Origin of the sequence: Streptomyces sp. NPDC048295 (assembly GCF_040652135.1) — a bacterium.
Taxonomy (GTDB): domain Bacteria; phylum Actinomycetota; class Actinomycetes; order Streptomycetales; family Streptomycetaceae; genus Streptomyces.
Map to the genome: position 1 here is coordinate 169,401 of NZ_JBEZLL010000008.1, position 12,668 is coordinate 182,068.

The following is a 12,668-nucleotide window of genomic DNA, read 5'->3' on the forward strand; positions in this document are numbered from 1 at the left end:
GGCGCACCCTGACCCTACTACCGCGTATGGCCTGGCAGTAGCTCCGCTAGCTTCTCAGCTGCACTCGGAATCCCTGGCAGCCCCGCAAACGTGGGATCGTGATAGCCGTGATTGCGCAGCATCTGCTGGGCTTTCGATACAGCAACCGCCTGAGTATCACTGCACGTTTCACAGTGAGGAAACAGGCTGCGCGGAAGGCTAGTCGGTCCAATTCCAGTAGACGGCTGGTGGTCACCCGTCATCGTCGGACTGCTCCCACCGCAAGAGTGGCATGGCCTTCCCTGCATGGCCGCACTCTGCTCCGAGGTAACCACCGGCCCGGTCGCAGGCACCGACTCATCGGCATGAGGACCGACGCGCAGCGTATTCGCCTCCTTCTGACTCAGCGAAACGTTGCAGTTGTGAACCAGGACCGGCGTGGCGCCTGCCAGCACATAGTACGTGTGGGTCTCGTCGACGGTGAGGTTGTAGACGGTCGTATCCAGGACCGTCCAGCGCTTGACCGCTTCGACTGCTACCTGCGCACCCGAATCCGTGCGGAGCTGCTCTCCCGGCTCCAGATCGGTGGCCTTGAGCCAGGCGTCCAGTTCCGGCACCCAGAACGGGTGGCCGTCCGTGGCGGTGACCGAGGCGGTCTTGTCGCCCTCAGGACCATCGATGTCGATGGTGACCTTGACGAGGTTCTTCAGGCCCTGGCCCTTGATCTCGGCCGTGACCCTTTGGGATCTGCTCTCACCAGTATCGGGATCCGTGGCGACGACTTCGTCACCGATCTTGACCTTCTCGATCGGTTTCGATGAGCCGTCAGCCATCAGCACCAGGGTGCCTGGCGCGAAACTATTGCCGATGGGACAGGAGCCCAGTTCCCGAGCCAGCTTCGACTTGCTGTACCAGTTCTTGACTCCGCTGATCAGCTTGTCCGCCAGACTCCCCACGCGTTCGAGAAGGGCGAAGCCCTTCTTCCATTTCCAGGGAATTCCGTACTTGCTGAGCATCTTGCCGACGATGCCGCCGGCCGCGCTGGTGACGACATTGACGATGGTGGCACCGCAGGCGCCCAGGGCCCCCGTGGTGAAGCAGTCGAGGGCGTCGGTGATGCCAAGTTCATCGGCGGCGATCTTGGCGAGTTCCTTGGCCGCGGCGATCGCACGCTGCTTGGCCACGTCGGCGTCGTTCTGCGCCTTGCGGGCCTTGTGCTGTGCTGGCGTCTCCTTCGGAGCCCGGACCTGGTAGTAGCTGTAGTACTGCTGTGTGGCCTCGACCTTCCAACCGCCGTTGCCGGTCGGGGCGCAGGTGATCCCGACCATGGTGCAGTCGTCGGGCTTGAGACCGTCCGGGTCGGAGAAGGTGACCGGGTTGTTCAGGCCGTATGCGTAACCGTTGATCTGCTGTGGGTCGGTGTAGTCGATGATCGGGTCGGCGGATATGAACCGGCCGGTCCCGGAGTCGTACTCACGTGCTCCGAGCGTGGTGAGTCCGGTGGACTCCTGCACCGTGCCGCCGACGAATCCCTTGTCGTCCACCCAGTCCGACGACGTGCGCTCGCGCTCGGCGCCGAAGGGGTCCATCCGGCGCCGCTGGATGGTGCCGGTGGCCGCGTCCACGGCGAACTGCGCGGTGCCGTGGTGGTCGGAGGCCAGGAACGTCACGCCGTTGTTGTCCCGGACCGCGACGGTCTGGCCGGCCAGGCCGTAGTAGCGGGTGGCCGTCACCGCACCGGTGGACTTCTTGAGGTGCAGTTCCATGCCCGGCAGGTAGAACGTGGACTCGTCCGCGGTCTTCCTCAGCAGACGGCCGCCGGACGCGTCGTAGACGTAGTCCGTGGTGGTGGCGTCAGCGTTGGTGACCTTGGAGAGCTTCCCCTGCTTGTCCCAGTCGAGCTTCTGGGTGTCACCGTTGAGCACACGGTTCTCGGTATTGCCCGTGTTGTCGTAGGTGTAGGTGTTGGCCGACTTGACGGCGGGAGTGGACGAGGTGGCGGTGGTGTCCACCGCCTCGGTGGTGAGCTGGTGCGGGCCCTCGCCGTTCTCCCCGTAGGTGTACGTCTTGGTGGAGGTGGCGGAGCCGTTGATGCCGTGGGTGGTCTCCGCCTTCCGGTTGCCGAGTGTGTCGAACTCGTAGGAGGACCAGTACGGGGCCGTACCGCCGACCGTCGCCGCGGAGGCGGCGGGGGCGCAGGCGGCGTCTGTCGGACCGGTGCCTGCGGCTCCGTCCGGGGTCACCTTCGACGTCCACGCCTCGGTCATCTGGCGCAGGCCGTCGTACCGGAAGCACTGGGCGTCGGCGGCACCATTGGCCGGGGCATCCACGATGGACTGGACGTTGCCGCCCGCGTCGTAGGTGTACCGGGCGTCGTAGGACGTGGGAGTGCCCTCGACGGAGACCCGGGCGTTGACGAGCCGTGAGGTGCCTTGCTCATAGGCGTAGGACAGGAGCGTCTTCTTGTCCCCGGCGTCGCCCGTGCTCAGCTCCAGGTTCGTCAGCTCGTTCGTCGGCGAGTACGCGACCTTGGACACGTAGCTCGATTCGCCGAGCGAGGTGTCGAGAGCGACCGGGCGCTGCAGGTCGTCGTACATGTACGAGAGGGTCTCCGCGGCCAGGCCGCCCCCGGCCGGGACCGACTGCGTTCTGACCGTGCCGTCCGCGTTGTACTGGGTGTCGACCTGGTACGTGCCGCCCAGTTCGGGCTCGGCCGTCTTCGACAGGTAGTACTTGGTCGTGGTCGGTTCGAGGTCGTCGGAGAGTGCCGTGTTGGTCACCGTCGACAGCAGCGCGCCGTCCTTGTAGGTGGACGTGCTGTACAGCTCGCCCTTGGCCACCGTGTCGTACCGCGAGACGGACAGCTTGGTGCCGGTGGCCGCCGGCCCCTGCCAGGTCTCGGTGACGCGGCCGATCTTGTCGTAGACCGACGTGACGGTGTTGTTCCGTGAGTCCGTGGTCGACAGCAGCCGGTCCAGGTCGTCGTACTCGAACGTGCTGGCTCCGGTGTCGGGGTCGGTCGCGCTGTGCTTGCGGCCCCGCTGGTCGTACGTGTACGTCCAGGTGTTCTGCTTGTCGTCGGTCACCTTGGCCAGCTGGCCGGACGGCGTGTACGCGTACTTGGTGGCGACGTAGTCGGCCGCGGTACCCGTCGGAAGGGGCTTGTCGCCCTTGTACTGGCGCAGTTCGACCGTGCGGTCCTGGGCGTCCGTGATCGTCGTGGTCGGGGTCTGACCGTTCGGCGGGTCCACGTGGACCCGGTCGCCACCGTAGGTGAAGGTGGTGCGGTTCTTCTCCACGCCCGCAACGTTCAGGATCGTCGCCGTGGTGCGCCCGGCTCCGTCGAACTCGGTCACCGTCTGCGCGTCGATTTCCTTGTTGACCGGGATGAACAGCTCCGACGACGGAGCGCCGTTGGTGTAGTAGGTGTTGTTGGTCTTCACCACACGGCCGGATCCGTCGTAGTGCGTGTCCGCGAGGAGACGTCCGCCGCCCTGGGCCTCGGACTGGATCTGCCGTGGTCTCAGCAGACCGTCGTAAAGGGTGTACTCGTGGCTGTAGGACGCCCCGTCCTTCTTGATCTTCTGAGTGTGCAGGTAGTTCGCGTCGGTGGTCCGGATGCCGTATTCGTAGGTGATGGACGGTGTGTGGTCCGCCTTCGCCCGGTCGGGCATCCAGACCGAGACGAGGCGGCCGAGCCCGTCGTACGCCAGGTCCGTGCGCTTGCCGTTCATGTCGGTCTGCGCCGAGACCGTGCCCCACTGGGGTGCGTACTCGGTGGTCGAGGCCCAGCCGAAGACGTTCGTCTCGGTCTTGGACACGGCCAGCCCGTACGCGTTCTCCTTGTAGGTGGCCGTGGTCGGCGTCTTCGCCGCGTCGGTCACGGTCAGCGGGCGCCCGTAGCTGTCGAACGTGGAGGTGGAGACCTCCTGGTACGTCGCGGTCTTGCCGTCGTGCGAGGCCAGCCGCTTCATCAGGGTCGGCTCGCCCTTGGTCGGTGCGGCACCGAGCGTGGTCGTACTGTCGTAGAAGGTCAGGTCGTCGGAAATGACGTGCTTGGAGCGATCCGGTGTCACGCCGCAGTCCACCGCGACGGTCTCGACCCGCGACACATAGCTGTACAGGTGCTTGGCGGGATTGTCGGCGTACTCGGTGCGGGTGCACTGGTTGTCGGCGACCTTCACGTCTCCGACGTCCGCGACCTGGACGGCACGGCCCTTGTCGTCGTACGACGTGGTGGAGGCGGTCTGCCGCCAGCCTCCCGCGTCCAGCGCCTCGTAGGTGTCGGTGCGGCCGGCCCTGACGAAGCGCGAGGTGGAGGTGCCCCAGTCCTTGACCCGGGTTCCGGTGACCTGGGTCCAGGGGACGTTGATCGACTTGGAGACGACCTTGGCACCATCGTAGGTCGTGGTCTCCAGCTCCGTGCCGGACTTCCAGTCGGAGTCGTCGTACACGGTCCCGCTGGAGGCGGTCACCTTGACCGAGCGGGTGCCGCCGTCAGGGTCGGTGTCCCCGTCCAGACCTCGGAAGAAGACGTGCTCGGTCTTGGTGTTGGACGGCTTGACACTGCCGTCCGAGGTCTCGACCCGGACCTTGCCGTAACCGCGCCAGTCACTCCACGTCAGGTACTCGGTCTTGGACAGGCCGTCGGGCTTGGACTTGCGCCATCCCGCATCACCCAGGTACGTGTACGTGGTCTCCAGATCCGGGGCGCCACCAACCAGGTCCTCCTCAGCGACGCCGGTGACGACGTACTTGTTGAACCAGTCGGTGACGGGGTCCTTCACACCCGGCGGGTTCCACTTGACCGGGTAGCAGCGCACCGTCGATCCACCGGGCTTGGGCAGCGTGGTGGGGGTGCACTCCGGCTTCGAGTAGTTGACCGACAGGACGCTGCCCGACTCGCTCTCCACCCCGCTGAGGCGGAAGCGGTGGAACGGCTGGATGTTGTCGTCGGGAACGTCGATGCGGTTGGCGAGCTGGATGCCGTGCAGGCGCACCGTGGGGACGGACTTGTCGGTGCCCACCCGGCCCGTGTGGTCGATGGTGTCGAGCCACAGCGACCGGGAGCCGTCACCGTTGTCGGTGAAATTGTGGCCCAGCTTCCAGACGTCGACGTCCTCGTAGGTGGTGTCGCCGTTGCGGATCTGCGTGGTGATCCCGCTGAGCATCTTGCGGGTCCAGAAGGTGGGCGAGTTCTGCCCCGGGCACTTGGTGTCGACCTTGCAGTTGCGGTCCCACGGCACGTCCGGCCAGTCGGCGGCCGTCGTGTCCTTCAGCGCCGATACCGAGCAGTCCGTGAGCTTGCCCAGACACCGCTCCTCGGTGGCGAACACGACGCGCGCGGCGGGCTTGGTGGAGTACGCCTTGTTCTCCCGCTGCCCGTAGTCGATGCGCTTCAGGTAGCCGCCCCGGATGTACGGCTTGCCGTTCTCGCCGGTCTTCAGGCCCTGCGTGTAGTAGTTCGTCTCCGTGCCGTAGAAGTACGACATGGTGTTGCCGTGCGGATCCACGACATAGTCGAGGTTCCAGCGCCACGCCTGGTCGCAGTAGGCGTCCGCGAGGGTGGACTTGTAGCAGGGCTCGCCGCTGTCGTCGCCGTAGACCGGGACGGTCCAGGCGGAGTTGGTGGTCTCGTTGCCGGACGCGAAGCCGGGCAGTCGGTTGAGACCGAAGAAGTACTGGGTCCCGTCCGTCGAGGTGACCTTCCAGTGCTCGCCGTCATTGGCACCGTTGGTGGCCCCGGTGAGCTTCTCGACCTTGGAGAAGTCGTCGGAGCTGACATGCCACTCGCCGGTGGCGTCGTTCTTGATCAGCTCGCCCGAGGTGCCGCCGGCCAGGGAGATGGTGGCGTTGTCGTAGCCCCAGCACTGATCGCCGTTGGTGTCGTCGTGGCCGTCGTCGGCACACGGCTTGTAGCGGCGCTCGATGAAGCCGGGTTCGTAGCCGAAGCCCTCGCCGACCCAGGAGCCCTGGTTATTCGTGGCGGCGGTCTGTCCGTCCACCGCCTGGGAGCTGTAGGCCAGAGAGACCCCCGGTGCCAGACCGCCGGGCACCGGCGGGGCGCTGATCGGGTAGGACCAGTTGAAGACGCCGGAGGAGTTGGAGACGCTCCACTGCGACGAGGGCTTGAGCGAGGTGGCTCCGAAGTCGCCCTGGTCGCCGCCGGAGCCGGCGGTGACGGCCAGGACGGTGGCCGGGGAGGCCGTTGCCGCCAGGGCCATCGAGTCCGGCATGTCCGTCGTCGAGTCCGGTGCGGCGGGCACCTTCGCGGTCAGCGTGGAGCGCTGGGTGTCGTTGGTGGTCGGCAGCGGGGTCGCCGTGGAGCATCCCGGCCGGTCCGGTGTGGTGAGCACACACTCCGGATAAGTCACCAGGCGCAGTCGTGAGCCGTAGCCGCCACCGTAGGCACCCGCGAAGTCCCGGTAGTCGAGTGCGACCTGGACCGGCCCGCGCTTCGCCTTGCCGTCGGCCCGCGACACCGTCATCAGCGGGCCGTCGGCGCCCGCCGCCTCGGCCTTCTTCCGGCCCAGGACCTCGAGCCGGACACGGTCCGGGCTGCTGGTGCCGGTGGCCGCAACCTTCAGGGGGAGGCCGTCGGCCTGCGTTCCCCTGGACCCCTTGGCCCCGACCGCGACCTCGTCGGAGGTGGCCTTGGGCCAGCGGGTGACGGCCGCCTTGGTGACCTCGGCGCGGGCGGCCTGGTCGGTCCCGGTGAACTTCCGGGCCCTGCCGTTCTTGCCAGAGACCGGATCGTCGTTCTTGGCCTGGATTTCGGGCAAGGCCGCTGTGTCGGGTGTGGCGCTGGCCTCCGGGGCGTACTGCGGAAGCAGGCCGACAGAAAGGGCGAACGCTACGGTGAGTACGCAATTGCGCACTATACGTACTGGCATATGGAAGCGCGGTCTTCCAAAAGGTGATGAGCGCATGAAAGCTCCGTCAGGAGATATCGGTCAGGAACGTGCGGCAAAGCAGGCGGCCGGGGACGGGACATCGGCGTCCCGCCCCCGGCCGCGGTGGTCGATCAGGTCACGGTCGCCTCGATGCTCGTGTCATCTGCGAGACCGCTGACCAGGTTCACGAGACTCGCGTCCAGTGCGCCCTGGAACAGGCGCAGTTCGTCGGCCGCCCCCGAGAGGAAGGCTCCGGAGGTGCCGCCGGTGAGCTTGCGGCCGACCTGGAACGCAGTGGTGGTGAAGTCCCAGGTGTTGTCCCAGGGCACCCGGGCGCTCTCGACTCCGTTGACGTAGAGCACCACGTCGCCGAAGACCGCCGAGTAGACGAGGGCCAGGTGATCCCCCTTGATACCGGTGCTGGGCAGGAAGCCCGTTGCCTTCGCGGTCGTGCTCGTGGCGGTGGCCGAGTCCCCGTCGGTGACCGTGAGGGTCCAGCGGCTGTCTGCGGCCGAGTAGCCCACGGTGACCGCACTGCCCTTGGTGCCGGACAGCGCCATGACCGTCTGATCCTTGGTGGGCGACACCGAGGAGAGCCGGGCCCGCCCGGTCAGGGTGAAGCTGTCCCGCTTCGTGAGCAGCCCAGCAGCCCGGGTGGCATAGGCGTCGGTGCCGTTCAGCAGCAGGTGACCGTCACCCCACATGGGGTCCTCGGACGGCGTCTCGACGCACTCCGGATCGACCTCCGGATCGCAACTTCCCGGTGCCGGTACGTAGATGGACGCGCCGCCTCCGAGCGTGAGCCCGGTTCCGCCGCCCGCCTCCGGTGCCAGGCCGCCGGGTGCGGAGTCCGCGTCCCAGTAGGCGAGCTGCTGGGCCACGATGCCGCCCAGATCGGCGCTCTCGGGGCCGGTCACGACCCGGTCGTAGACCTGGACATCGGCGACACCGCCCTTGAGGTGGGCGGTGTATCCCTCCAGCGCGAGTCTGCGGCCGATCTGCAGGGCTCCGGCCGCGTTCCACGGGGCCTGTCGCTTCGCGGTGGCCGTGACCGCCGTGCCGTCCACGTACAGCCTCATCACACCGGTGACGCCGTCGTAGGAGCCGATGAGGTGCGTCCAGGTACCCGGAACCACCTTGCCCCCGGTGACCTTCCAGTCGCCCATGGACTCAAGGTCGTTGAACGGGGCCCGGAAGACCCAGCTGCGGCTGTCGGCGTCGTAACCCAGGTCGAAGCCGGACAGGCCCGTACCGTCCTGGCTGACCACGGTCTGGTCCTGCTTCGGTTCCTCGGGAAGATTGACCCAGGCACTGACCGAGAATCCGGTGCCGGTGTCCACGATGTGCCGCCCGGCGTCCAGATAGGCGTTCTCGGTACCGTCCAGGGCCGCGTAGGTGTCAGCCGCACCGAGTGGTCCGGGCTTGGCACCGAAGGCGACTCCTGTGCCGGGTACGGCGGCGGGTGAAGTCCCCGTACCGGCCGCCGAGCCGGACCCCTTGACGTCACCGAGGGTCCAGCCCCCGATCGGAGCCCGTCCGCCGGAGACGAGGAACATGTACCCCATGGTCGTCTTCTGGGCGTTCCCGGCCGCGTCGACGGCCTTGGCCTCCACAGACCAGTCGCCCTCGGATGTCGGCATGAACTTCACGGTCGCGGGTCCGCCGGGATTCGCGGTGTCCACCGTGGACCACCCGTCGTTGCCCTTGAACCGGTACTGGTAGCGGACCACGTCGGCGGCAGGAGAGTCGAAGGTGAAGCTTCCGTAGTCACCGACACCCGCGTGCCAGGCGCCGTCGTCGGGATACTCGACGGAACTGATCACCGGCGCGGCGGGCGCGGTGGCGTCGTGGATGAACTCACAGCGGGTGGCACTGCCCGCGCTGCTCCATGGGCCCCAGGCGGTTCCATCCGTCCCCTGGACCTCCCAGCCGATCGTGACGTTGGACGGGATGGTGAACCCGGGGTCCGAATCGGTGCTGAGATCCGAGCCGGCGGTGTATTTGAACGATGCCGAGCCCGTCTGTCCCGTGCCTGTCGTCGTGCGGGCTCCGGTGGTGGCGTAGTGATCGACCTGTACACCGTTCTTGGTCCAGAAGACGTGGAACCGTGCCTTCAGACTCTCGGACTTGCCGGCGGTGTCGTTGTGGTCGTAGTCCTTGATGACCGCGTTGAGGACCGGGGCCTCGGACACGTAGTGCTCATCCGCCTTCCCGTACTGGCACGAGCCGCCAGGCGACATGCTGAGGTCGCTCATGGCGGGCGCCAGCGGCGGCCGGTTGTACGTCACTTCGAGGTGAGCGTTTCCGCAGAACCGCTTCCAGTACGAGTAGTCGTCCTCATTGTCCGCACGCAGCCGGAACGTCGTGGTGTCCCAGCCGTTGTCGGCGGCCTTCTGGACGGTGCCCTTCACGTCGAACCGCACGTTCTGGTTGGTCGACGTGCACGACCCCGCAGGGTTGGTGGGGGACTTGCTGGCGAGCGTCTCCTTCAGCGTGGGCTGGTTACCCCAGTTGGTGGTGGAGTTGATCGCGCTCGCACCGGTGGAGTTGGCCCGTCCCAGCTGTACGGCCTTGGCGGAGGTGCTGTACGTGTGGACCATCGTCACGGCGAACTCGGCCGAGATGATGTCCTTGCCCTCGAAGGACGCGGTAGGGATGGCGAAGAACTGGCGCTTCTTGTCGTTGGTACTGGCGCACTGGTAGGACACATCGGCAGGGCACTTTCCGACACCCTCGTGGTCGTTGAACTTCCAGAACGAGGCCGACGAGTAGTACGACGACACCATCGTCCAGCCTGTGCGGCTGGCGGTTTTGACCACCGGGTCGATGTAGACCGGATACACCGTGTCCTCACCCCGGAGCAGTGTCCTGTCCGGAGTCAGCGTCATCTCATCGGTACCGACCCGCATGTCGACATCGGCGACACGGGTTCCGTCCGGGGGCGTCACGGCGACGTCCTCACTGGTCGGCTCGGACTGCGTGGGAGCGGGATCCTCCTCGGACTTCCCCACACCCTGGCTGCTGTCCCACATCAGCGGTGCGGGAGCCTCGAACACGGTGCCGCCCGCCGCGTCGGTGGCCGTAAGACCGCCGTCAGCGGACTTCTCGAGATCGACCGCGGTCGCGTCCACCGGCAGTTGCAGTTCGGCCAGTTTCGGATTGGCGGCGGCCTCAGCATCCTTCACGACGATCAGGTGCGAGAAGCCTTCTGCGTTGGCGGTCACCTTCAGGTCGACCCCGGGCAGCACGTCCTGGTAGGTCGCGGTCGGTCCGTCGACCGCAGGAGCGGGCAGCTTGCCGGTCCAGTCCAGGGAAAGCGCGCGCCCGTCCTTCTCGATCGTGGCGAACGTCGTGGCGCCGCCCCCGGAGAAGGACATCGCCGATACGGCCGCCTTCGGCGCGTACGAACCGTCCGCCTGTCGGACGAGGGTGGTGTCGATGTCCACCCAACGTCCGTCTTTACGAGTCCGTACGGGCTGGACGGCCGTGGTGGTGGTGAAAGTGCCGTCCGGGTTGGCCACCGTCGTGCTGCGCTCGTCGCGCAGGCTCAGCACCTCGACCGGGTCATCGCTCCTGGAGGCGGCCTGCTGAGCCTCCTCGGCCCCGACGGCAGTACTGCCCTCGGCGGGTGCCGCAGCGGCCTCCGTAAGCTCGCCGGGCAGGGCAGGGAAGCCCAGCCCCGTGGCCAGCAGGGCCGTAAGTGTCACGGCCACCAAGGGGCCGCGACTCCGCAGACGCCCGTATATAGCACGCCCGTTCACGATCGCGGTCTGCTCTCTGTCGCTCTCATCGTTGTCCAGTTCCTGGCGTCCCACGCCGGTCATCCGACTGCCGCAAAGGAAGTTCCGATGTCCGAGAGCCCGCCGCTACCGGGCTGGAAGGTCTTGGTCCCCCCGGTCGTCGTGCCGTCGATGTCGGACCACGGCATCGTGTGGAGGACGCCCTTGGAAGTGGCGGGGTCCTTGCTGTAAGGGATACCGACGTAGAGGGTCACGGCGCCGGATCGCAGTGAGATACCGGTGAAGTCACGGGCGTTCGGTTTGCCGGGCAGGACAGGCGAGCCGCGCTCGATGATCCTGTCGGCCGCTCCGATGTCGCTGTCCAGCGGCTTGAACACCTGGATCACCCCGGCGTCCTTCACTCCGCCGACATCCCGGCCGGGAATGCCCACGGCCAGCCGGACGGTGGAGGTGCCGGTGACGACACCGGTGTCCGTGTTAGTGATGGCCACACGCTGCCCGAAGAAGTCGCCCGCTCCTGGATCGCCTTCGACGTTCGCGGTCCCGGCATCGAATGCCTTGATCTCCGTGACCCGGCCCGAGGGCTCGATCCTCACCACGGCCACGCCGCCCGCGTCGGGCACATTGCCTATGCCCTCGCCCGGCGTGCCGATGGCGAGGAGGGCGTCGGAGTTGTACGTCTGATTCGCCGGACGGTAGCCGGTCATCGACAGCGCGGCACCGAACCTGTCACCGGCCTCGGCGATGCCCGTGAGAGCTTCGCCTTCGCCTGCCTGGTCCATACCGGCGATCGCGGTCGGCACCCCGTCGGTGAGCGTGTGGTTGAACACGGCCACGGCTCCCGCGGCGACCGCGTCGGCGCCGATCGTCTCGCCCGGTACCCCGACGGCGAAGTAGCGATTGGTACCGGTCAGCGCAGCCCCGAACTGATCACCGGCCTCGACCACGCCGGGCACGCCCGGGCTGTCCTGCGTGACCGTGGTCCGCTTGGCACCCTGCTGGTAGACGATGACACCGGCATCGACCTGGTTCACACCGTTCACGACCACCCCCTCGCCCGGTACCCCGACAACGAGATACGGCTGGCCCGTGTCGGCCGTACCTGCCTGGAGTGCGTAGCCGAAGCGGTCCCCCTCCTCGTTGTTGGCCCCCGGAGTGAACGTCGACTGGGTGTAGCCCTCGATGGTCGAGCCCACACCGATCCCGGTGGGCGAGCCGTAGACGATGTGCAGACAGCCGGTGTCCTTGACGTCCGCACCGGAGCCACCGGTGTCCTCGTACGGGGTCCCGATCACCAGGTCGGAACAGCCGTCGCCGTTGAAGTCCGTCCAGGCGACCGCAGACCCGAACTGGTCCCCCCGCTCCGGAGAGACCCCCATCCCGGGGGTTGCCTGCGAAATCTCGCTGACGCCCTTGTCTCCGCCGTAGAGCACCCGGACCAGGCCGGCCTGCGGGACTCCGTCCACGGTCGCCTGCGGGTCCGTGACCACGTTGTCGACGAGGCCGTCACCGTTGAAGTCCGTGCTCGCGCCCGCGCAGGAGGCCGCCGCGGCAGCGGGGACGGCCCCCGCGGCCGTCGCACCAGCGGTCGCAACAAGCAGGCCGATCACGGCAATAATTCCGGACATGCCGGATTTCGTATTCACATCCCACCCCTTGAGAGAAAGCCGCACACCGCCCACCCCCCGACTCGCGAACTTTTGGCAGCACACAGCAAAGCGAATGCAATAACGACCACATGAGCCTGTCAAGAACATGTCCGATACATGCTATTAAGCCGGCGCCGAGCAGCGACAAGTTTCAAAAAGGCGACATTAAAGCCTTATGGTGGGTAGGTCGGATACACATGTTCAACACTTCAAAGCATCACTAAATCCACACAAGAGGAATGAGTGGCCCCCGACACATATACATGCCGCATACAGCGGGACCAGTCACCGTCGCGGCAACCCAGCCACTGTTGACGGTGCGTCGGCCTTGAAGGCGATCGCTAAATGATTCACGCGGCGACCACTCGGCAACAGCAGCTCTCAACGCGGCCCCCTGTTTCTTGGCA

3 protein-coding genes are annotated in these 12,668 nt (G+C 66.8%); all 3 read right to left on the reverse strand.

The window, feature by feature from the left end:
* Positions 1-17: 17 nt before the first annotated feature.
* The 3 genes from AB0D53_RS14620 to AB0D53_RS14630 all read right to left on the reverse strand — a co-directional run bounded on the left by AB0D53_RS14620 (position 18) and on the right by AB0D53_RS14630 (position 12,258).
* Positions 18-6,761 carry a polymorphic toxin-type HINT domain-containing protein gene (locus AB0D53_RS14620; protein ID WP_362445187.1) on the reverse strand — a complete coding sequence of 2,248 codons (6,744 nt, stop codon included), beginning with the start codon at positions 6,759-6,761 and terminating at the stop codon, positions 18-20.
* A gap of 242 nt (positions 6,762-7,003) precedes the next feature.
* A complete protein-coding gene (locus tag AB0D53_RS14625; protein WP_362445190.1) occupies positions 7,004-10,579 on the reverse strand; it encodes a LamG-like jellyroll fold domain-containing protein in 3,576 nt (1,191 codons plus the stop codon).
* Between the two features lie 113 nt (positions 10,580-10,692).
* Positions 10,693-12,258 (reverse strand): FG-GAP repeat protein, encoded by a 1,566-nt coding sequence (locus AB0D53_RS14630; protein WP_362445193.1) that lies wholly within the window; start codon positions 12,256-12,258, stop codon positions 10,693-10,695.
* Between the last annotated feature and the right edge of the window lie 410 nt (positions 12,259-12,668).